The 21,062-nt window shown below is 74.3% G+C and carries 17 protein-coding genes and 1 pseudogene; 10 read left to right on the top strand and 8 right to left on the bottom strand.

Translation table 11 applies throughout. The features are described from left to right. Positions 1-8 precede the first annotated feature (8 nt). Genes H0S66_RS09790 through H0S66_RS09780 form a run of 3 tightly spaced genes read right to left on the bottom strand, consistent with a single transcriptional unit; the run spans position 9 to position 3,136 of the window. Positions 9-812 carry an SDR family oxidoreductase gene (locus H0S66_RS09790; RefSeq protein ID WP_179615218.1) on the bottom strand — a complete coding sequence of 268 codons (804 nt, stop codon included), beginning with the start codon at positions 810-812 and terminating at the stop codon, positions 9-11. Next, positions 809-1,909 (bottom strand): NAD(P)H-dependent amine dehydrogenase family protein, encoded by a 1,101-nt coding sequence (locus H0S66_RS09785; RefSeq protein ID WP_179615217.1) that lies wholly within the window; start codon positions 1,907-1,909, stop codon positions 809-811. Before H0S66_RS09785 ends, H0S66_RS09790 begins: the two co-directional genes overlap by 4 nt. Positions 1,910-1,930: 21 nt before the next feature. Next, a complete protein-coding gene (locus H0S66_RS09780) occupies positions 1,931-3,136 on the bottom strand; it encodes an oxidoreductase (protein WP_179615216.1) in 1,206 nt (401 codons plus the stop codon). A gap of 76 nt (positions 3,137-3,212) precedes the next feature. On the opposite strand from H0S66_RS09780, the gene H0S66_RS09775 reads away from it, so the two are divergent. The 3 genes from H0S66_RS09775 to H0S66_RS09765 all read left to right on the top strand — a co-directional run bounded on the left by H0S66_RS09775 (position 3,213) and on the right by H0S66_RS09765 (position 7,973). Beyond that, positions 3,213-3,710, top strand: a complete 498-nt coding sequence (locus H0S66_RS09775) for a MarR family winged helix-turn-helix transcriptional regulator (protein WP_179615215.1) — start codon at positions 3,213-3,215, stop codon at positions 3,708-3,710. Positions 3,711-3,813: 103 nt separating this feature from the next. Beyond that, positions 3,814-7,035 (top strand): fused isobutyryl-CoA mutase/GTPase IcmF, encoded by a 3,222-nt coding sequence (icmF, locus tag H0S66_RS09770; protein WP_179615214.1) that lies wholly within the window; start codon positions 3,814-3,816, stop codon positions 7,033-7,035. Between the two features lie 188 nt (positions 7,036-7,223). Next, positions 7,224-7,973, top strand: coding sequence for a helical backbone metal receptor (locus H0S66_RS09765; protein ID WP_179615213.1), 750 nt, complete (start codon positions 7,224-7,226; stop codon positions 7,971-7,973). A 137-nt stretch (positions 7,974-8,110) separates the two neighbouring features. On the opposite strand, the pseudogene H0S66_RS20450 reads toward H0S66_RS09765, so the two are convergent. The 3 genes and pseudogenes from H0S66_RS20450 to H0S66_RS09755 form a co-directional block, all read right to left on the bottom strand. Beyond that, positions 8,111-8,920, bottom strand: a pseudogene (locus tag H0S66_RS20450) (acyltransferase family protein); the annotation flags it as partial. Positions 8,921-9,156: 236 nt separating this feature from the next. After that, on the bottom strand, positions 9,157-10,782 hold the full coding sequence (locus H0S66_RS09760; protein WP_218876279.1) for an adenylate/guanylate cyclase domain-containing protein: 1,626 nt from the start codon (positions 10,780-10,782) through the stop codon (positions 9,157-9,159). Between the two features lie 92 nt (positions 10,783-10,874). Further along, the gene (locus tag H0S66_RS09755) at positions 10,875-11,051 is read right to left on the bottom strand and encodes a hypothetical protein (protein WP_180923899.1); all 177 of its coding nucleotides are present in this window, start codon (positions 11,049-11,051) and stop codon (positions 10,875-10,877) included. Between H0S66_RS09755 and H0S66_RS09750 the strand changes: the two genes are divergently transcribed. Continuing rightward, on the top strand, positions 11,050-11,697 hold the full coding sequence (locus tag H0S66_RS09750; protein WP_258017215.1) for a sigma-70 family RNA polymerase sigma factor: 648 nt from the start codon (positions 11,050-11,052) through the stop codon (positions 11,695-11,697). The genes H0S66_RS09755 and H0S66_RS09750 overlap by 2 nt on opposite strands. A gap of 57 nt (positions 11,698-11,754) precedes the next feature. Here H0S66_RS09750 and H0S66_RS09745 read toward each other — a convergent pair whose 3' ends face one another. Next, entirely contained in the window at positions 11,755-11,991 is a 237-nt protein-coding gene (locus tag H0S66_RS09745) for a hypothetical protein (protein ID WP_179615210.1), read from the bottom strand. A gap of 234 nt (positions 11,992-12,225) precedes the next feature. Between H0S66_RS09745 and H0S66_RS09740 the strand changes: the two genes are divergently transcribed. The 6 genes from H0S66_RS09740 to H0S66_RS09715 all read left to right on the top strand — a co-directional run bounded on the left by H0S66_RS09740 (position 12,226) and on the right by H0S66_RS09715 (position 18,305). Further along, complete coding sequence (locus tag H0S66_RS09740; protein ID WP_179615209.1) at positions 12,226-13,182, top strand: MerR family transcriptional regulator; 957 nt, start codon at positions 12,226-12,228, stop codon at positions 13,180-13,182. Positions 13,183-13,436: 254 nt separating this feature from the next. Next, entirely contained in the window at positions 13,437-14,129 is a 693-nt protein-coding gene (locus tag H0S66_RS09735; protein WP_179615208.1) for a response regulator transcription factor, read from the top strand. A gap of 244 nt (positions 14,130-14,373) precedes the next feature. Beyond that, positions 14,374-15,408, top strand: a complete 1,035-nt coding sequence (locus H0S66_RS09730) for an extracellular solute-binding protein (RefSeq protein WP_179615207.1) — start codon at positions 14,374-14,376, stop codon at positions 15,406-15,408. 1 nt (position 15,409) lies between these two features. Continuing rightward, the gene (locus H0S66_RS09725) at positions 15,410-16,009 is read left to right on the top strand and encodes an ABC transporter permease (RefSeq protein WP_180923895.1); all 600 of its coding nucleotides are present in this window, start codon (positions 15,410-15,412) and stop codon (positions 16,007-16,009) included. Beyond that, a complete protein-coding gene (locus H0S66_RS09720) occupies positions 15,958-17,181 on the top strand; it encodes an ABC transporter permease (RefSeq protein WP_180923893.1) in 1,224 nt (407 codons plus the stop codon). Before H0S66_RS09725 ends, H0S66_RS09720 begins: the two co-directional genes overlap by 52 nt. Then, complete coding sequence (locus H0S66_RS09715; RefSeq protein ID WP_179615205.1) at positions 17,178-18,305, top strand: ABC transporter ATP-binding protein; 1,128 nt, start codon at positions 17,178-17,180, stop codon at positions 18,303-18,305. The genes H0S66_RS09720 and H0S66_RS09715 overlap by 4 nt, the downstream gene beginning before the upstream one ends. Positions 18,306-18,495: 190 nt before the next feature. Here H0S66_RS09715 and H0S66_RS09710 read toward each other — a convergent pair whose 3' ends face one another. Further along, positions 18,496-21,039 carry an AMP-binding protein gene (locus H0S66_RS09710; protein WP_218876278.1) on the bottom strand — a complete coding sequence of 848 codons (2,544 nt, stop codon included), beginning with the start codon at positions 21,037-21,039 and terminating at the stop codon, positions 18,496-18,498. Between the last annotated feature and the right edge of the window lie 23 nt (positions 21,040-21,062).

The raw sequence follows: 21,062 nt of genomic DNA, 5'->3' as shown, positions 1-21,062 counted from the left end.
CGGGCACCTCACCCGAGGTCCGGCAGCCCGAGGTCGAGGTTCGGCTGCTGGATGCCGCCGTCGACCTCCAGCACCTTGCCGGTGACGTACTGCCCGGCCCGCGAGGACAGGTAGAGCACCGCCGCGGCGATGTCCTCGGCCTCGCCGACCCGGCCGAGCGGGGTCTTGGTCTCGAGCTGGTCCATCATCTCGGGCTGCCCGGCGACGAACTCCAGCGCGCTGGTCATCACCGAGCCGACGTAGATGCCGTTGACGCGGATGCGGGGTGCGAGGTCGGTGGCAGCCAGCCGCGCCCAGTGCGCGAGCGCGGCCTTGGCGGTGCCGTAGGCCAGGTAGCCCCGCCCGGAGGCCCGGCCCATCATCGAGGAGATGTTGACGATCGAGCGCTGCGCCTCGTCGGGCCCCTTCAGCATCAGCGGCACCGCGGCGACGCTGAGCGCGTGGGCGGTCGAGACGTTGAAGTGGAAGGCCTCCTCCAGGTAGGCCACGTCGGTGTCGAGGAAGGCGTTGGGGATGGTGCCGCCGACGTTGTTGACGACCGTGTCGAGCCGCCCGAACTCCTCGTACGCCGCCCCCGCGAGCGCGGCGACCGCGTCGGTGTCGGACAGGTCGGCGGGCACCACGAGGGCGCGCCGGCCGGTGGCCCGCACCGCCTCGGCGACCCGCTCGAGCTGGGCCTCGGTGCGCGAGGAGAGCAGCACGTCGGCGCCGGCCTCGGCCAGGGCGACGGCGGTGGCCGCGCCGATGCCGCGCCCGGCGCCGGTGACGACGGCGACGTGGTCGGTGAGGGTGAACCGGTCGAGGATGCTCACGCCCGCGCCACCAGCCCGCGGCCGGTGACCAGCGGCAGGTCGAGGGCGGTGACCAGCCCGGGCTCGGCGGCGCAGACGGCCGGCAGCGAGTTCACCAGCCGCTGGGCGGTGGTGATCATGCCCGACACGTTGTGGTCGCCGTGCTCGCCGTGGTGGGTGAGGTCGACCTTCATCATCGGCTCGCCGAGGACCTCCACGCGGTAGCAGCCGTCGTCCTCGGGCGGGGTCGGCCACTCGGGCACCTGGTCGGGGGCGGTGCGGGTGACGTGCTCGAGCACGACCCGCTCGACGCCGTCGACCTTGCCGACCACGCGGAAGCGGACCGCGCCCATCGTCCCGGCGGCGATGTCGCCGCTGACGCTGGGCGTGTCGACCTCGGCGGCGCGGCGGTCGACCTCCTCGGTGAGCGGCTCGTCGAGGGTGATGTCGAGGCCGGCGGCGATCTGGCGCACCACGCTGCCCCAGGCCATCGACAGGATGCCGGGCTGCCAGAGCATCCCGACCTCCTCCATCGGGCGCCCGAAGCCGAAGAGGTCGCCCATCACGACGGGCTGGTAGTAGGTGGAGTAGTCGGCGATCTCGCTGACCCGCACCAGGTCGATGCGCTGCGACAGGCTCGTCATCACCAGCGGCAGCACGTCGTTGGCGAACCCGGGGTCGATGCCGTTGACGTAGAGGCTCGCGTCGCCGCGGCGGCCGGTCTCGGCGATCCGCTCGATCATGTCGGGCGGCAGGATCCCGGCGGGCCACTGCAGCAGCACCGGTCCGGAGGAGACGACGTCGACGCCCTGCTCGAGCATCCACAGCAGGTCCTCGATCGCCTCGAAGGGCCGGTCGTCGGTCATCGCGGCGTGCAGCACGGCGTCGGGCGCCAGCGCCATCACCTCGTCGCGGTCGGTGCTGGCCCGCACGCCCAGCTCGCGGCCGAGGCCGGCGAGCTCGCCGGCGTCGCGACCGTGCTTGGCGGGGTTGGAGACCCAGACCCCCACCAGCTCGAGGTCGGGGTGGGCGTCGATGCCGGCGATGGCGTGGCAGCCGATGGTGCCGGTGGACCAGACGACGACGCGCAGGGGCTTCTCGGGGACGACCTGTGTCATGGCGGCAATCTAGAACACGTTCTACATCCGCGGAAGGGGTGCGTCCTCCCGGACCGGGCAGCGGGTGCCGTCGTAGATCGAGGGCATGCACCGGTTGCAGTGGATGCACGCCCCCTCACCGCTCCGCCCGGCCGCGCGCTCGCGGGCCAGCCGGTCGACCAGGCCGGGCTCGCGCAGCACCGCGCGGGCCAGGGCGACGTACTCGAACCCGTCGGCCATGGCCAGCTCCATCGTGTCGAGGCGGTTGATGCCGCCGAGCAGCATCAGCGGCAGGTCGACCGCCGCCCGCACGCGCAGCGCCTTGTCGCGGAAGTAGGCCTCCTCGAAGGGGTAGGACCTCAGGAATGAGCGCCCCACCGGGGTGCGCATCCCCCACCCGGCCAGGCCGCCCATCGCGGCGGCGAGCTCGCGGTGCGGCACGTCGCCGCGGAAGAGGTACATCGGGTTCATCAGCGAGGAGCCGCCGGAGAGCTGGAGGACGTCGACGGCACCGTCGGCCTCCAGCATCTGCGCCACCTCGACCGCCTCGTCGAGGGTGACCCCGCACCGGAAGCCGTCGGAGAGCGAGAGCTTGGCGGTGACCGCGACCGCGTCGCCGACCTCCTCGCGCACCGCCCGGGCGACCTGGCGCGCCAGCCGGGCGCGGTTCGGCAGCGACCCGCCCCAGCGGTCGGTGCGGCGGTTGAGCCCGGGGGCCAGGAACGAGGAGATCAGGTAGGAGTGCGCCATGTGCAGCTCGAGGCAGTCGAAGCCGGCCCGCACCAGCGTGCGCGCGGTCGCGACGTACGCGCCGGTGACGCGGGTCAGGTCGGCCTCGGTGGCCGCGGCGACCAGCTGCATCGACAGCGGGCTCGGCATCCGGCTGGCGGCGATCGCCCGGACCCCGTTGGAGCGGCCGTTGGCGACCGGCCCGGCGTGCCCGACCTGGCCGGCGACGGCCGCGCCCGCGTCGTGGACGGCGTCGGCGAGGCGGGCCAGCCCGGCCTCGGTGGCGGGGCCGACGACGACCTGCTCGCGGTGGGTGCGCCCCTCGGGGGCGACCGCGAGGTAGGCGACCGTGGTCATCCCGATGCCGCCGCGGGCCACCTCGAGGTGGTAGTCGACCAGCGCGTCGGTGACCTGCCCCTCGGGGGTGCGGCCCTCGAAGGTCGCGGCCTTGACCGTGCGGTTGCGCAGCCGCACCGGCCCGAGGGTCGCCGGGGCCAGCACGTCGGGGGTCGCGGTCATGGTCGGATCGTACGCCGTCAGCGAGAACGTGTTCTAGTTCTGTGCCTCTCGACCCCGCCTGCCAGACTGCGGCCCCATGAGCGAGCGCGACCCGATCCGCGAGGCCCACCGCCAGTGGGTCGCCCACGGCTGGGCCGAGGCCGCCGACGGCATGGCACTGGTGACCTCGGTGGTGCGCGTGCACCAGCTGCTCACCGGCCGCATCGAGGCGGTGCTGCGCCCCCTCGACCTCACCTTCGCGCGCTACGAGGTGCTGCGGCTGCTGGCCTTCTCCTCGACCGGGCGGATGCCGATGATGCGGCTCGGCTCGTTGCTGCAGGTGCACCCGACCTCGGTGACCAGCGCGGTCGACCGGCTCGAGCGCCAGGGCTTCGTACGCCGCGTGCGCGGCGACGGTGACCGGCGCGTGGTGCTGGCCGAGATCACCGACACCGGGCGCGAGGTCGTCGAGCGGGCGACAGAAGGGCTCAACGCCGAGGTCTTCGGCTCCCCCGGCATCGGGGCGGGGTCGACGAGCACGCTGACCCGGCTGCTCGGAGAGCTGCGCGCCAGCGCCGGCGACCGGGTGGACTGAGACCCCGCGCCGGCTACCGCCGCGTAGGGGTTCCCGGTGCGACGGGCATCACCTATGCTGAGATAGTTGGACGTCCAACTATCTTCCCCGGAGCGAGCCCCACATGAGCGACCTGCACCAGCCCACCCACCCCATCCGCCTGGTCACGGCCTCGAGCCTCTTCGACGGCCACGACGCCTCGATCAACATCATGCGGCGGATCTTCCAGAGCCAGGGCTGCGAGGTGATCCACCTCGGGCACAACCGCTCGGTCGCCGAGGTCGTCGACGCCGCGCTCGAGGAGGACGTGCAGGGCGTCGCCGTGTCGTCGTACCAGGGCGGGCACATCGAGTACTTCGAGTACCTCGTCCAGTCGCTGCGCGAGCGCGGCGCCGGGCACGTCAAGGTCGTCGGCGGGGGCGGCGGCGTCATCGTGCGCGACGAGATCCAGCGCCTGCGCGACTCCGGGGTCACCATCTTCTCCCCCGAGGACGGCCAGCGGATGGGCCTGGTCGGGATGATCAACAGCGTCGTCGCCGACTGCGACCACGACCTGTGGGCCGCCGGCGCCGTGACCGCCGAGCAGGTGCTCAGCGGCGACCGCTTCGCCGTGGCCCGCGCGATCACCGGCGCCGAGCTGGGCCGCCTGGGCGGCGAGCTCGACACCATCCGGGAGGCCGCCACCCGCAGCCACGCACCCGTGCTCGGCATCACCGGCACCGGCGGCTCGGGCAAGTCGTCGCTGACCGACGAGCTCGTACGCCGCTTCCGCGTCGACCAGCAGGACAAGCTGCGCGTGGCCGTGATCGCCGTCGACCCCACCCGCCGCAAGGGCGGCGGGGCGCTGCTCGGCGACCGCATCCGGATGAACAGCCTCGACGGCGACCGGGTCTTCTTCCGCTCCCTGGCCACCCGCGGCGCCCACGAGCTGCCCGAGCACCTGCCCCACGTCATCGACGTGGTCAAGGCCGCCGGCTTCGACCTGGTGGTCGTCGAGACCCCCGGCATCGGCCAGGGCGACGCGGCGATCGTGCCGTTCGTCGACACCGCGATGTACGTCATGACGCCCGAGTTCGGCGCCGCCAGCCAGCTCGAGAAGATCGACATGCTCGACTTCGCCGACACCGTGGCGATCAACAAGTTCGAGCGCCGCGGCGCCAAGGACGCGCTGCGCGACGTGGGCCGCCAGCTGGTGCGCAACCGCGAGGCCTTCGGCCAGCAGCCCGACCAGATGCCGGTCTTCGGCACCAGCGCCGCCACCTTCAACGACGACGGCGTCACCGCGCTCTACCAGCACCTGCGCGGCATCCTGGTCGAGAAGGGCCTGCCCGCCGACGAGGGCACCCTGGCCCCCGTCGAGGTCAAGCACTCCTCGGGCATCCGCGCCGTCGTGCCCCAGGACCGGGTGCGCTACCTGGCCGAGATCACCGAGACGGTGCGCGCCTACCACGCGCGCACCGACGAGCTGGCCGAGGCCGCGCGCCGCGTGCAGCGCCTCGAGGCGGTCAGCGCCGAGCTCGTCGACCACGACGCCGGCGACGTGCCGGCCCTGCTCGAGAAGGCCTGCAAGCAGCTCGACCCCGAGGTCGCCGAGCAGCTCGAGCAGTGGCCCGCGGTCGTGGAGTCCTACTCCGGCGACGAGCAGGTCGTGGTCGTGCGCGACAAGGAGATCCACACGACGCTGACGCGCGAGTCGCTCAGCGGCAACAAGATCCCCCGCGTCGCGCTGCCGGCGTACGCCGACCACGGCGAGCTGGTGCGCTTCTGGCGCCGCGAGAATCTGCCCGGGCTCTTCCCCTTCACCGCCGGCGTCTTCAAGTTCAAGCGCGACGGCGAGGACCCGGCCCGGATGTTCGCCGGCGAGGGCGACCCCGCGCGCACCAACCGCCGCTTCAAGATCCTCTCCGCGGACGGCGACGCCAAGCGCCTCTCGACGGCCTTCGACTCGGTGACCCTCTACGGTCGCGACCCCGACGAGCGCCCCGACATCTACGGCAAGGTCGGCACCTCCGGCGTCTCGGTGGCCACCCTCGACGACATGAAGGTGCTCTACGACGGCTTCGACCTGGTCGCGCCGAGCACCTCGGTCTCGATGACCATCAACGGCCCGGCGCCGACGGTGCTGGCGTTCTTCCTCAACACCGTCATCGACCAGCAGGTCGACGCCTTCCGCGAGCGCGAGGGCCGCGAGCCCGACGCCGACGAGGCCGCGATGCTGGCCGCCCACGCGGTGGCGAGCGTCCGCGGCACCGTGCAGGCCGACATCCTCAAGGAGGACCAGGGCCAGAACACCTGCCTGTTCTCCACCGAGTTCAGCCTCCGGATGATGGCCGACATCCAGGAGTGGTTCATCGAGAAGCAGGTGCGCAACTTCTACTCGGTCTCGATCTCCGGCTACCACATCGCCGAGGCCGGGGCGAACCCCATCAGCCAGCTCGCCTTCACCCTCGCCAACGGCTTCACCTACGTCGAGGCCTACCTCGCGCGCGGCATGGACATCGACGACTTCGCGCCCAACCTGTCGTTCTTCTTCTCCAACGGCATGGACCCCGAGTACTCCGTCATCGGCCGCGTCGCGCGTCGGATCTGGGCGGTGGCGATGCGCGACAAGTACGGCGCCGGCGAGCGCTCGCAGAAGCTGAAGTACCACGTGCAGACCTCGGGTCGCTCGCTGCACGCGCAGGAGATGGACTTCAACGACATCCGCACCACGCTGCAGGCGCTGATCGCGATCTACGACAACGCCAACAGCCTGCACACCAACGCCTACGACGAGGCCGTGACGACCCCCAGCGAGGAGTCGGTGCGCCGCGCCCTGGCGATCCAGCTGATCATCAACCGCGAGTGGGGGCTGGCGATGAACGAGAACCCGCTGCAGGGCTCCTTCATCATCGACCAGCTCACCGACCTCGTCGAGGAGGCCGTGCTCGCCGAGTTCGACCGCATCAACGAGCGCGGCGGCGTGCTGGGCGCGATGGAGACCGGCTACCAGCGCGGCCGCATCCAGGACGAGTCGATGCTCTACGAGCACCGCAAGCACGACGGCTCGCTGCCGATCGTCGGCGTGAACACCTTCCTCAAGGAGGTCGGCGACGACGCCACCCCGCAGCACGTCGAGCTGGCCCGCGCCACCGACGAGGAGAAGGAGTCGCAGCTGCGGCGGGTGCGCGAGTTCCAGCGCACCCACGAGAACGAGGCCGCCGAGGCCCTGGCCCGGCTCAAGGCCGCCGCGACCTCGGGCGAGAACGTCTTCGCCGTGCTGATGGACGCCGCCCGCGTCTGCTCGCTCGGCCAGGTCACCGAGGCGTTCTTCGAGGTCGGCGGGGCCTACCGCCGCAACGTCTGACCAGGCCCGTATCTCGCGCCGACCCGGCGCATACCTCGCGTCGACCCGGCCCGGATCTCCCTCCCGCGGAGATCCGGGCCGGGTCAGCGTGAACTTTGGGACGGGTCAGCGTGAGATCTGCGACGGGTCAGTGCGAAGTTTGCGACGGGTGAGGGTGAGATCTGGGACGGGTCGGGGAGGGTGGGGGCATGGACGACGACCTGGGCACGACGTACGACGGGCCGCGGCCGGCGCGGCGGGTGGTCTCGCTGGTGCCGTCGCTGACCGAGGCGCTGGTCTCGGTGGACCGCGCGGCGGTGGTGGGGGCGACCGACTGGTGCATCCGCCCCACCGACCTGGAGACCACCCGGGTGCGCGGCACCAAGAACCCCGACCTGGCCGCGGTGCGGGCGCTGGAGCCCGACGTGGTGGTGGCCAACAAGGAGGAGAACCGCGAGCTCGACGTGCGCCGGCTGCGGGACTCGGGCGTGCGGGTGTGGGTCACCGACATCGAGACCGTGCCCGGTGCGGTCGCCTCGATGGAGCGGCTGCTCGACGGGATCGGCTGGCAGCGCCCCGACTGGCTGGCCCGCGCCCGCGAGCTGTGGTGCGGGCCGCTGCCCGCGGTGAGCCGGCGCGTGGTGGTGCCGATCTGGCGCGACCCGTGGATGGTCGTGGGCCCCGCGACCTTCACCAGCGACCTGTGCCGCCGGCTGGGCTGGCAGACACTGCCCGGCGCCGGGGAGGCGCAGGGGCGCTACCCCACGCTCGACGTCGAGCAGATCGACGCGCTGGGCGCCGACGCGGTGCTGCTGCCCGACGAGCCCTACGAGTTCACGGACGCCGACGGGCCGGAGGCGCTGCGCTCGCCCTGCGAGCTCGTCGACGGGCGGCTGCTGACCTGGTACGGCCCCTCGCTGCTCGACGCCCGCACCTCGGTGGAGCGCCGCGGCGCCTGACGGCGCGGACGCTCGGGGCGCCCGGGCAGCGCGAACAGCCAGGTCGCCCCCAGCCGCAGCAGCACCCAGTGCGCGCCGAGCGACACGAGCACCGCGACCGCGCTGAGCACCAGCGGGTGCAGCACGCCGCGCACCACCGAGCCCTGCTCGAGGTCCAGCAGCGGCGGCAGGTGCAGCAGGCTCGCCAGCACCACGGTGTGCAGCACGTAGATCGGCAGGGTGCGGCGGCCCACCCAGCCCAGCAGCCGGGCCGGCGGACCGCTGCGGGCCAGCAGCACCGCCACCCGCAGCCCCAGGGGCACCCCGACGACGCTGGCCACCAGCAGGTGGGCGCTGGTGGGCAGGTCGAGGCGCCACAGCAGCAGGGTCAGGGCGACGTACGCCGTCGTCAGCGCCGGCGCCCCGCCCCACGGGCCGGCGGGGCGCTCGGCCAGGCGGCGGACCAGCCGCGGGGCGAGCGCGCCCAGGGCGAAGTAGGTGAAGTGGAAGAGCACCGAGAAGCGGTTCCACTGCTCGATGCCGAACGCCGACGACGACGCGGAGAGGACGGCGGCGCCGGCCAGCACCCACCCGGCGGGCAGCCCGGCCAGCAGCTTGGCCAGCACGAAGTAGACGGCCAGCGCGTAGAGGAACCACACGCCGGTCGAGGCCCACACGAGGTCCTGGGCGAGCTCGCCGAGGTCCTGGGTGCGGTTCATCGGCAGCAGCCGCTCGACCGAGAAGACCGCGCCGAGCAGCAGCAGCCACACGACGTAGAGGTAGTACGGCGACAGGGCGCGGCGGCGCACCTGGGCCCAGGGCCGGTGCACCGCGCGGGACGCCACGAAGCCGCTGAGCACGAAGAAGAGCGGCATCCGGATGGGCTTGAGGGCGCTGGTCACCGCGCCCCAGCCGGCCACGACGCCGGCGAGCGACTCAGGAGCGTCGATGCCGAGGTTCTTGACCACCGCGTGGTGCAGCACCACCAGCAGGATGCTCAGGCCCTTGGCCACGTCGATCCACAGGACCCGCGACGTGCCGGCGCCCGCGACGACGGGGGCGGTGGCGGCGGGCAGGGGGGTGTGCACGCTCCCGAGTGTCCGGTGCGGGGCCCTGCCCGCGGCAATCACGACCCCCTGTCGTGACAGGCTTCACACAGGGCGCGGCCAGGGCTCACACAGGTCTCACCAGGTCTCACCAGGTCTCACACCGGTCGCGCCAGGTCGGTGGCCGAGGGGCGCCCCCGCAGCACCGTCGAGCCGGCCTCCCGCCAGCAGCGCGCCTCGTCGTCCCCGCCGGCGCGCGCGGCCGCCCGCACCGTCGCGAGCGTGGTGAGCACCCGCGGCTCCTCGGCCTTGGCGAGCTCGGTGAGCCGGGCCGCGGCGTTCACCGCGTCGCCGATCACGGTGTACTCCAGCCGGGCGCGGGTGCCGACGTTGCCGGCCACCGTGGCCCCGGTGCACACCCCGACGCCCGCGGCGACGTCGGGCCGCTCGGCGCGCAGCCGCTCGTCGATGCGGCGCGCGGCCAGCAGCCCCGCCCGGGCGTGGTCCGGCTGCTCGACCGGGGCGCCGAAGACCGCGAGCACCGCGTCGCCCATGAACTTGTTGACGATGCCGCCGGCCCGGTCGACCTCGTCGACGACGACCTCGAAGAAGGCGTTGAGCACCGCGACGACCTCGGCGGGGTCCCGCTCGGCGGCCATGGTGGTGGACCCGACGAGGTCGACGAAGAGCACCGTCACCTCGCGGACCTCGCCACCGAGCTCGACGTCGCCGTCGACCGCGGCCCGGGCGACCTCGCGGCCCACGTGCCGGCCGAAGACGTCGCGCAGGTGCTCGCGCTCGCGCAGCCCCGCGACCATGTGGTTGAACCCGGCCTGCAGCTCGCCGATCTCGGTGGCGTCGTAGACCGCCACCCGCTGGTCGAGGTCACCGCGCTCCACCTCGAGCAGCGCGCCGCGCACCGCGGTCAGCGGCGCCACCACCGAGCGCGCGTTGAGGACGGTGACCAGCAGCCCGACCACGAGCACCACGCCGCCGAGGACCAGCACCTCGACGGCCAGGCGCCGCGTGCTGACGTCGTCGCCGACCAGCACCAGCAGCGCCGCCACCACGAGCCCGACGACCGGGGCGGCGGTGCCCAGCAGCCAGAACATCAGCATCCGGCCACCCACGCCCAGGCCGCGGGGGCGCTCCGAGGCCGCGTGGCCGCCACCGTCGTCCAGGGCGCGGGCGGTGACCGGGCGCAGCGCGAACTCGGAGAACAGGTAGGCCACGGCGCAGGCCACGACCCCGCCGATGGCCACCGTGAACGCGGTGCTCAGCGCGCGCTGGGGCTGCAGCCACAGCGCGAGGCCGACGAAGAGCACGTCGGCCGCGGCCCACAGCACGCCCGCCAGCACGGTCAGCCGCAGCGGGACCCGCAGCATCCGGCGGCGCACCCGGCGCGACGACCCGCCGCCCTCGGCGGCCCAGCGCAGCCCCTGCAGCGCGACCCGGGTCCCCCACACCGTGCCGACCACGAGCGCCACCCCGACGTAGACCGGGACGGCGACCGCCAGGGCCAGCCAGGTCGGGCCGTCGGGCGCCGGGGCGGTGACCACGAAGACCGAGAGCAGCAGCACCACCGCCGCCCCGACCCCGTGGGTCAGCGTGAGCGCCACCGTCAGCAGCACCTGCACCCGCGCCCGCAGCCGGCGCGGCGACTGGCCCTCGGGCCCCAGCAACCACGAGCCGAACGGCGTACGCCGCGGTCGTCGTCGGCGGCGGCCGGCGCCGGGGCCGGTGCTCGGGCCGGTGCCGGGGACTGGCTCGCGGGTGCTCCTCACGCCGCGCATCATCGCGCACGCAACCGAAGGGGTGATCCTGTAGAACCTTTGTAGAGGCTTGTGTAGATTCCTGTTCAGTTAGGCAGTTCTCCTCAGCCGCCCATGGAAGGCAGCCGCACATGACCACCTCCCTCGCCGAACGACGCAGCGCCTTCCGGACCTCCGACGCCGAGCGCGCCGCCGCCACCACGAGCCTGCTGGCGCGCGCCGCGGCCACCGACGACGACCGAGCGCCGCGCCTGCCACGACGAGGTGGTGCGGGTGAACATGCGCGTGGCCGAGGCCGTCGCCCGCCGCTACGCCCGCCGCGGGGTCCCGGTCGAGGACCTCACCCAGATCGCCTACCTCGCGCTGGTGCGGGCCGTGCGCCGCTACGACGCCGCGCACGAGCGCGACCTGCTGGCCTACGCCGTCCCGACCATCGAGGGCGACATCCGCCGCCACTTCCGCGACCACGGCTGGACGATCCGGCCCCCGCGCGACGTGCAGCGCGCCCACACGCGCCTGGTGCGCACCGGCGCCAGCCTCGAGCGCTACGACGCCCCGGCGCTGGAGCAGCTCGCGAGCCAGGTCGAGGAGTCGGTCGAGGTGGTGCGCGAGGCCCTGTCGGCGCGCACCTGCTTCTCGCTGCTCTCGCTCGACCAGCCGGCCGGGGGCGCCGAGGACGAGGGGCCGGCCGCCGACGTCGCCGACCACGGCGACCGCTCGCAGGAGCAGGCCGAGGCCCGGCTGCTGGTCCAGCCCCTGGTCGCCTCCCTGGCCCGCCGCGACCAGCAGATCCTGCGCTGGCGCTTCGTCGACGAGCTGAGCCAGCGCGAGATCGCCGACCGTCTCGGGCTCTCGCAGATCCAGGTCTCGCGCCTGCTGCAGCGGGTGCTCACCCAGATGCGCGGCGCGCTCAGCGAAGCCGTCTGAGGCTGACCCTCCGGGCCTCCTGGGCCCCCGGATCCCCCGGTCCCCGAGGGGCCCCGCTCACTCCCCCGGTACGCCGCCGCGCTGCGGCAGGTCGGACTGCACCGCCGCCTGGTGCATGCCCACCCGCTCCATCCAGCTCAGCCCCGGCGACCACGCCGCGCGCATCGACACCTCGCCGTCGGGCTCCATCACCTTGAGCAGCACGACCGCGCCGAGCACCAGCTCGCCGTCCTCGGGCCGGTGCTCGACGCCGAGGGAGTCGACCAGTCGTCCGATGGGCTGCGGCTCGGGCACAGGGGGTCACGCCTCTCGGGTCGGGGGCCCGGCACGGCTGCCGGCTGCTTCCCATCCAAGCACGCGCTGTGCAAGCTCCGTGCAAGGTTGGCGCCCAGGAAGGCTCGTCCGGTCGTGGAGAGTTCGTCTAAACTCTGCCCCGCGGCACCCACCCGGCTGCTCCCGCGCCCGGGTCCACCACCGGGTCCATCACCGGGTCCACCACGGGTCCTTGAGAAGGAGGTCCGCGACACCATGGCCTCCCGTCCCGCCCAGCGCTGGCGCATCGGCGTCCTGGCCTCCCGCGTGGGCGTCTCCGAGACCCTCCTGCGCGCCTGGGAGCTGCGCTACGGGCTGCTGAGCCCCACCCGCAGCGACGCCGGCTACCGCCTCTACGGCCCCGAGGACGAGCGCCGCGCCCGCGCCATGCAGGACGCGCGCCGCCGCGGCGTGCCGGCCGGCCAGGCGGCGGCCGAGATCCTGGCCTCCGAACGCTCCAGCAGCCGGCTCCCCGGGGCACCGGGCCCGCGCTACGCCACCACGGCGGCGCTCGACACCGAGGGCACCCTCAGCGAGCTGCAGGCCGCGATGGTCGCCTACGACGTGGGCTCGATGCACGCCGCGCTCGACCGGATCCTCGTGGAGGTCTCGGCCGAGACCGCCATCAAGGACGTGCTGCTGCCGTTCCTGGCCTCGGTGGGCGCGGGCTGGGCCGCAGGCGACTTCGACGTCGCCGACGAGCACTTCGCCAGCGACCTGGTGCGCGCACGCCTGGCCGCCCTCTCGATCGGCCCGGGCTCGCGCACCGGCCCGGTGGCGGTGCTGGCCTGCCCGCCGACGGAGTCGCACGACATCGCCCTCAAGGCCTTCGAGGTGGTGCTGCTGCGCGCCGGCTGGCGCACCCGCTTCCTCGGCCCGCAGACCCCCGTGCGCTCGCTCGAGGTCGCGGTCGGGGTCGTCGAGCCCGACCTCCTCGTGCTCGCCGGCACCCGCCCCGAGTCCTTCCACGTCGACCCCGACGACGTCGAGGCGGTGGCGCGCCTCGCGGCCGCCACGCGCGTGGTGCTCGCCGGGGCCGGCGCCGACCGGGCGGCCGCCGAGCGCTGGGGGGCCGAGGTCCTCGAGGGCGACCCGGTCACGGCCGCCGGGTCCCTGGTCGGCACCGCCCGCCGGGCGACCCGGCCGAGCAACGGGGGCGCCTCCCCCGCCTGAGCCCGGCCTGAGCCGGACCTGAGGCGGGACTCTGCCCCTGCACGCGGGCTTCAAACCTCCGCCCACCCGGACGGGTGAAATAACCGCCACGGACGGTTGAAGTCTGCACCAGGCGGACATCAGTGGAGTGCAGGCCGACGACGCAGCCCGTCGCCCCGGCCGCCCCGGACCAGTCCCCGACCGGTCCCCGACCCGTCACAGCACAGTCACCGCACAGTTCACCGTCACAGCCGAAAACCCCAGAGGTGTTGAGAATGTCGCACGAGAACGCCGCCCCGCTGACCATCACGATGGTCGACGACCACGACCTGGCCGTCGCCGGCCTGCAGACGCTGCTGACGCCGTACGCCGACCGGGTCCGCCTGGTCGACATGCGCCAGGCGCTGGCGCACCCCGAGGACCTCGACGTCGTGCTCTACGAGCCCGTCGGCCAGTCCGCCTTCGGCGCCGCGATGCTGCGCGACCTGCAGCGCTCCGCCGACGCCCACCCGGTCGTCTTCAGCTGGGCGCCCGGCGACCAGCTGCCGACGTCCACGGCCAACATGTACCTGCCCAAGACCCTCACCGCGGCGCAGCTCGTCGTCGCTCTCGAGGACCTGGTCTCCGGGCGTCGGGTGCCGACCGCCCCGGCCCCCGAGAAGGCCCCCGTCGTCGAGGCCCCGGCCCCTGCGCCGCTGCGCCCCGAGGCCCCGGCCGGCAGCCGCCTGACCCCCCGCGAGCTGGAGATCCTCACGCTGATCACCGCGGGCATGACCAACGGCGAGATCGTCGAGAAGCTCAACCTGAGCATCAACTCGATCAAGACCTACATCCGCCAGGCCTACCGCAAGATCGACGTCGAGCGCCGTACCCAGGCCGTCGCCTGGGGCATGGCCAACAACCTCGCCGTCGCCGAGGACGTGGAGGCCGCCGAGCTCCACGAGGTCGAGACCTCGATGGCCGGCTGAGCAGCGGGACCCGCACGACCCATCAGCACCCAGCAGCACCCAGCAGCACCAGCACGACCCGCACGGGCGGGGGCGCCGGACCCACACGGTCCGGGAGGAGCGCCCCCGCCCGCGGTGCGTCCGGGGGTGGGCCGGATCTCGGCCCCTGGCCTGGAATCGGCCACCTCAGGGTGGGAAGGTTAGCCTCACCAATACCGCCACGTCCGTCCGTGGCCCCTTCCCCGGCCGCCTGAGGAGAACCCGCGTGAAGCGCAGCGCCCGCACCGTCCGCACCGTCGTCACCGCCCTGGCCACCGCCGCCACGCTCGCCGTGACCGGCTGCTCGGCCCTCGGGGGCGGCGAGGAGGCGGACCTGCAGATCTACACCGCGCGCCACTACGACCTCGAGGAGGCCTTCGCGGCCTTCACCGACGAGACCGGGATCAGCGTCGAGTTCCTCTCCGGCGACGACGCCGAGCTGCTCGAGCGGCTCAAGGCCGAGGGCGACTCCACGCCCGCCGACATCTTCATGACCGTCGACGCCGGGATGCTGTGGAACGCCGCCGAGCAGGGCGTGCTTGAGCCGGTCAGCTCCGACGTGCTCGACGCGGCCGTGCCGGAGGACCTGCGCGACCCCGACGGACAGTGGTACGGCCTGGCGATGCGCGCGCGCACCGTCGTGTACGACCCCGAGAGCGTCGACCCCGCCGACATCGACGCCGTCGACACCTACGAGGCCCTCGGCGACCCGCAGTGGGCCGGTCGGGTCTGCATGCGCGACGAGACGGCGTCGTACACCCAGAGCCTGGTGGCCAGCCTGATCGACCTGCACGGGCGCGAGAAGGCGCTCGAGATCGTCGAGGGCTGGGTGGCCAACGACGTGCAGATCATGAGCAACGACGTCGAGCTGCTCGAGGCCATCGACGCCGGCGGCTGCGACATCGGCATCAGCAACCACTACTACCTCGCGCGGATGCTCGAGGAGGACCCCGACTTCGACGTCGAGCTGTTCTGGGCCAGCCAGGAGGGCGACGGCACCCACGTCAACATCTCCGGCGCCGGCCTGGTCGAGGGCACCGAGTCCGCCCCCGAGGCCCAGCAGCTGCTCGAGTGGCTGGCCACCGACGGCCAGAGCGCGTTCGTCGACGCCAACCACGAGCTGCCGGTCAACCCCGAGGTCGAGCCCGAGCCGCTGGTCGCCTCCTTCGGCGAGTTCGACCGGATGCCGGTCGACGCGCAGGCCTACGGCGCCCTGAACTCCGACGCGGTCGAGCTGCTCGACGAGGCCGGGTACCGCTGACGTGACCGCACTCGCCCGGGGCGCGGGGCGGCCCGGGTGGTCGGCGGCGGTCGTCCTGATCGCCCTGCTGGTGGCCAGCCCGGTGCTGGCCGTGGCGGCGTACGCCCTGGGCCAGGGCGGGCTGCGGATGCCGGGCGGGGTCGCCGAGATGGTGGCCACCACCCTGGCGCTGCTGCTGCTGGTCGCCGCCGGCACCGCCGTGCTCGGCACCGGGCTGGCCTGGCTGGTCACCGCCTACGAGTTCCCGCTGCGCTGGGCGCTGAGCTGGCTGCTGGTGCTGCCGCTGGCGATGCCGGCCTACATCCTGGGCTTCGTCTTCCTCTCCACCTTCGACTACGCCGGGCCGGTGCAGGGCGCGCTGCGCTCGGTGCTCGGTGACGACCTCGGCGCGCTGCCGGTGCGCTCGCTCGGCGGCGCCGCGGTCGTGCTGGTCCTCACGCTCTACCCCTACGTCTACCTGCTGACCCGGGCCGCGTTCCTCGAGCTCGCGCCGACGGCGTACGACGCCGCGCGCACGCTGGGCGCCTCCGGGCGCGGGCCTTCCGCGCGGTGCTGCTGCCGCTGGCGAGGCCCTCGCTGGCCGCCGGGCTGGCGCTGGTGACGATGGAGGTCCTCACCGACTTCGCCACGGTGCAGTACTTCAACGTGCGCACCGTCTCGGTCGGGGTCTACCTGACCTGGAAGGGCACCTACGACGTCGGCTCCGCGATCTCGCTGGCCGTGCTGGTGCTGGTCTTCGCCGTGGCCGTGCTGGCCGCCGAGCGGGCGCTGCGCGGCCGGGCGCGCTACCACCAGAAGGGCGGCCGGGGCCGCGGCCTCGAGCGTCGTCGGCTGACCGGCTGGCGTGCCGGCGCGGCCACCGCGACCGGTCTCGCGGTGGTGGGGGCGGCGTTCGCGCTGCCGGTGCTGCGCCTGGTCACCTGGGCCCTCTCGGCGCTGGGCGACGACGCCGGCGCCGTCCTCGACGAGCGCTTCGTCGACAACCTGACCAGCTCGCTGGTGGTCGCCGCGATCGCCGCCGTCGTGTGCGTCGTGGTGTCGCTGACCATCTCCCACGCCATGCGCCTGGGCGGCGGTCGCGTGGTGCACGCCGCCGCCCAGGTCACCACCTTCGGCTACGCCGTGCCCGGTGCGGTGGTCGGCATCGGCGTGCTGGCCGTCTTCGCCGGTGCCGACCGGGCGCTGGTGGCCCTCGGCGTCGAGGGCGGCACCGGCCTGCTGGCGACCGGGTCGGTGCTCGGCATCCTGGTCGCGTACGTCGTCCGGTTCACCGCCCCGGCCTACCAGGCGGTCGAGGCGAGCTTCTCGCGCGTCTCCCCCAGCGTCAGCGCCTCCGCGATGACCCTCGGCGCCGGCCCCGGGCGGCTGCTGCGCCGGGTGCACCTGCCGCTGGCGCGCCCCGGGGTGGCGGTCGCCGCGACGCTGGTGCTCATCGACGCGGTCAAGGAGCTGCCGCTGGTGCTGATGCTGCGCCCCTTCGGCTTCACGACGCTCTCGGTGTGGGTCTACGAGCTGGCCTCGGAGAACTTCTGGGAGCGCGCCGCGCTGCCGGCCCTGCTGATCGTGCTGGTGGCGGTGGTGCCGGTCGTGCTGACCTTCCGCGCCACCGGCGGCCGCGCCGACCCGGCCGAGCCCGGCGCCCCGGGGGGCGGCGTGGGCGCTGCCGCCCCGGCGGCGCTGTCCGGCTCGCTGCCGCCGGCGCCCGGGCAGGTCAGCACCACGCTGACCCTCGACCGGGGCCGCGCGGGCCCGCCAGGCAGGATGGACCCATGACCAGCACCCGCAGCGCGCCCGGGGCCGACGGGACCACCGTCGGGTACGGCGTACCCGCGCTGGAGCTGGTGGGCGCCACCAAGAGCTACGGCTCGCACCCGGCCGTCTGCGAGGTCGACCTCGCGGTGACCGCCGGCGAGGTGGTCACCGTCATCGGCCCCTCCGGTTGCGGCAAGTCGACGCTGCTGCGCCTGGCCGCGGGCCTGGAGCGGCCCGACGGCGGCGAGGTGCGGGTCGGCGGCAAGGTCGTGGCCGGCCCGACCTGGGTGCCGCCGGAGCGCCGCCACGTCGGCATGGTCTTCCAGGACCACGCGCTCTTCCCCCACCTCGACGTGGCGCGGAACATCGCCTTCGGGCTCGACGACCTGCCCCGCGCCCAGCGCGCCGGCCGGGTCGCGGAGGTCCTTGAGCTGGTCGGCCTCTCGCACCTGGGTCACCGCCACCCCCACGAGCTCTCCGGCGGCGAGCAGCAGCGGGTCGCCCTGGCCCGCGCGCTCGCGCCGCGCCCCACGGTGGTGCTGCTCGACGAGCCGTTCTCCTCCCTCGACGCCAACCTGCGCACGCAGGTGCGCACCCAGACCCTCGAGGCGCTGCACGAGACCGGCAGCGCCGCGCTCGTGGTCACCCACGACCAGACCGAGGCGCTCTCGATGGGCGACCGGATCGCCGTGCTCAAGGACGGCGTCGTGCGCCAGATCGGCACCCCGAGCGAGGTCTACGAGTCGCCCAGCGGCCGCTTCGTCGCCTCCTTCATGGGCGAGGCCGACTTCCTGCCCGCCCACGTCCGCGACGCGCTGCTGACCTGCGAGATCGGCGTGGTCTCGACCGTGCCGGGCTGGGGCCGCACCGACCTCGACGTCGAGGTGATGCTGCGCCCCCACGAGGTCGCGCTGCGCGTCGAGCGGGACTCCACCCACCGCGTCGAGCGGGTCGAGTACTACGGCGCGTTCGTGCTCCACCACGTGCGCCTGGCCTCCGGCAGCACCGTGCGCTCCTGGCAGCAGCACGACGTCCAGCACGCCCCCGGCACCCCGGTGGCGGTCTCGGTCGTCCCGGGCTCGCGGCCGGTGCTGCTGGCCGGCGACGACGCGCTCACCGCGCCGCCCGCCGCCGCCCGCCGCTGACCAGGCACAAACTTCGCGCTGACCCGGCGCAAATCTCGCGCTGAGACGGCGCAAACTTCGCGCTGACCCGGCCCGTATGTCGCGCTGACCCGGCCCGGATCGTCCCTGTCGAGCGCCGTCCCGATGAGTGCGAGATCTGCGCCGGGTCGGCGCGACATTTGCGACGGGTCAGGGAGAGATCTGCGCCGGGTCAGCGGCGCAGGCGGCGCTCGGTGGTGGTCACCGCGCGCCACACGGCGACCCCGACGACGAGGCTGAGCAGGGTGGCGAGGGCGGGCAGGTCGTCCTCGAGGTGGGGGTAGACCTGCCAGTGGGTCAGGTAGATGTAGAGCGAGGCGCCGGCCAGGGTGGCCGCCAGGCGGGCGAGCAGGCCGGGCAGGCGGACCTGGCGCGACCAGGTCAGCAGCAGCAGGCCGACGATGACGGCGGCGCTGCGGGCGTCGTCGGCGAAGAAGCCGGGCACGGTCAGCACGGCCAGCGCCGAGACGACCAGTCGGTGCCCGGTGGTACGGGCGCGGGCGACCGCCCAGCCGAGGGTCAGCAGCCAGGCCACCACCGGGGCCCGGTGGATGACGTCCCCGTCGGGCAGCGGCACCAGCTCGTAGCGGGTCAGCAGCGCCAGCAGGGTCAGGGCGACCGGGAACCAGAACGGCCAGCGCCGCTCGGTGCGGTCCAGCACGGGCACCGCGACCAGCGCCGCGACACCCAGCACCAGCAGCACCAGCGCCTCGACGAACCAGTGGTGCCAGGCGGGCTCGGTCCAGCCCGGGGGGCCCAGGAAGCCGTTGACGAGCAGCGCGGTCTGCCACGGGTAGGCGCCGAGGAGCAGGGCCGTGCCGCCGATCCACAGCACCGCCGGCACCACGACCCGCGCGGCCGCGGTCAGCAGCCGCTGCACCCGCTCGCGACGGGTGACGTCGCCCAGGGCGAAGCGGGCCAGGTTGAAGCCGGCGAGCGCCAGCAGCAGGTGCGCCCCGCCGAGCAGCGTGAACAGGTCGGCGTGCGTGCCGACCACGGCCACGATGGCCACGGCACGCAGCACCACGTTGGTCTCGACGCCGCGGCCGCGCCGGGTGCGGGTGGTCGTGCCGGCCTCGAGCTCGGCGACCGTGCGCAGGTGCCAGTCGGCCGGCAGGTGGCCCAGCGCCTCCTCGAGGCGCACCGAGGTCTCGACGTAGGTCAGGGAGTCGCCGCCGAGACCGGCGAAGGTGTCGTCGTCGCCGACCGGGCGGCCCAGGACCTCGCCCAGCACGTCGCGCACGCCGGTCGCCGCCGTCGTCGCCCGCTCGGGGGCCGGGGCGGCGAGGGCGGCCACGCCGCGGTGGTCGGGCTTGCCGTTGGCCAGCCGAGGCAGCTGCGGCACGGGGTGCACCTGCACCGCCGCGGCCGGCAGCCCGGTCAGGGCGGTGACCAGGCGGCGTACGCGGGCGACGAGACGGGCCGACCCGCCGGTGGCGCGCGGCTCGACGGCCACGACCAGCTGCTCGGTGGCGCCGTCGGTCGGCGGGGTGCCGGCGACCAGGGCGCGCACGCCGTCGGCGACCAGCGCCCGCTCGACGCGGTCGAGGTCGATGCGCAGCCCGAGCACCTTGGCGGTGCGCGAGAGCCGGCCCACGACCTCCCACAGGCCGTCGTCGCCGCGGCGGGCCAGGTCGCCGGTGCGCAGCCGGGTGACCTCGCGCCCGCGGGCCAGGTCGTCGGGGTGCTCGGCGTAGCCGAGCATCACGTTGGGACCCTCGTAGACCAGCTCGCCGGTGCCCTCGGGCGCGCCCGGCACCTCGGCCAGGTCGAAGCGGCCGCCGGGCACGGGGACGCCGATCGCCCCGGGCCGGGTGCCGGCGAGGTCGGGCGGCAGGTAGGCCATCCGTGCGGTGGCCTCGGTCTGGCCGTACATCACGAACAGGTCGAACCCGCGGCGCTGGCCGAGCTCGGCGTAGGAGCGCACCCGGTCGGGGGCCATCGCCCCGCCGGCCTGGGTGAGGTAGCGCAGCGAGTCGGGGGCGACGGTGTCGAGGCCGACCCGGTCGAGCAGCTCGAAGGTGTGCGGCACCCCGGCGAGCGAGGTGGCGCCGTGCTCGCGGGCGGCGGCCCAGAAGCACGGGTCGACGACCGAGGCGTCGCCCAGCAGCACCCCGGCCCCGCGCAGCAGGTGGGTGTGCAGCACCGAGAGGCCGTAGCAGTAGTGCAGCGACAGGCTCAGCGCCGCCAGGTCGTCGCCGCGCAGCGGCAGGTACGCCGCGATCGACTCGGCGTTCGCCTGCAGGTTCTCGGCGCTCAGGCGCACCAGCCGCGGCGAGCCGGTGCTGCCGGAGGTCGAGAGCAGGGCGGCGAGCTCGGGGTGCAGGTCGTGGGCGGTGCCGTCGCGCTGCTCGTCGAGCACGTCGCCGCGCGCCACCACGTCGGGGTCGTACGCCGCCCGGGTCGCGGCGACCACGTCAGGCCGGGCCGCGTCGACGACGACCACGGGGTGCCCGCCGGCGAGGGCGGCCAGGTAGGTCGCGACCGAGTCGACGTCGGAGGCCATCTCGAGCAGCACCAGGCGGCGCACCGGGCCGAGGCGGGCGGCGCGGTCGTCGACGAGCCGCGCCAGGTCGGCGTAGGAGACGACGCGCCCGGCGTGCACGAGCGCTCGCCGCGCTCCCCAGGAGGCGAGGTCGCGCGCGAAGCCGACACCCGTAGCGGGTGCGGCGGCGGGCGACCCGGAGTGCTCCGGGGGGTGCGGGGCGATGCTCACCCGTCGATGGTAAGGCAAGCCTC

The sequence above is a fragment of the Nocardioides marinisabuli genome (genome assembly GCF_013466785.1).
Classification (GTDB): Bacteria; Actinomycetota; Actinomycetes; order Propionibacteriales; family Nocardioidaceae; genus Nocardioides; species Nocardioides marinisabuli.
The sequence above is the reverse complement of the archived record's forward strand: the minus strand, read 5'-3'. Positions and strand labels throughout refer to the sequence as shown.

Coding starts and splice junctions, on each gene's coding strand:
- H0S66_RS09785 (WP_179615217.1), bottom strand. CDS start 1,909: ATGACACAGGTCGTCCCCGAGAAGCCCCTGCGCGTCGTCGTCTGGTCC.
- H0S66_RS09740 (WP_179615209.1), top strand. CDS start 12,226: ATGGCCTCCCGTCCCGCCCAGCGCTGGCGCATCGGCGTCCTGGCCTCC.
- H0S66_RS09765 (WP_179615213.1), top strand. CDS start 7,224: ATGGACGACGACCTGGGCACGACGTACGACGGGCCGCGGCCGGCGCGG.
- H0S66_RS09750 (WP_258017215.1), top strand. CDS start 11,050: ATGCGCGTGGCCGAGGCCGTCGCCCGCCGCTACGCCCGCCGCGGGGTC.
- H0S66_RS09775 (WP_179615215.1), top strand. CDS start 3,213: ATGAGCGAGCGCGACCCGATCCGCGAGGCCCACCGCCAGTGGGTCGCC.
- H0S66_RS09780 (WP_179615216.1), bottom strand. CDS start 3,136: ATGACCGCGACCCCCGACGTGCTGGCCCCGGCGACCCTCGGGCCGGTG.
- icmF (WP_179615214.1), top strand. CDS start 3,814: ATGAGCGACCTGCACCAGCCCACCCACCCCATCCGCCTGGTCACGGCC.
- H0S66_RS09715 (WP_179615205.1), top strand. CDS start 17,178: ATGACCAGCACCCGCAGCGCGCCCGGGGCCGACGGGACCACCGTCGGG.
- H0S66_RS09735 (WP_179615208.1), top strand. CDS start 13,437: ATGTCGCACGAGAACGCCGCCCCGCTGACCATCACGATGGTCGACGAC.
- H0S66_RS09755 (WP_180923899.1), bottom strand. CDS start 11,051: ATGTTCACCCGCACCACCTCGTCGTGGCAGGCGCGGCGCTCGGTCGTC.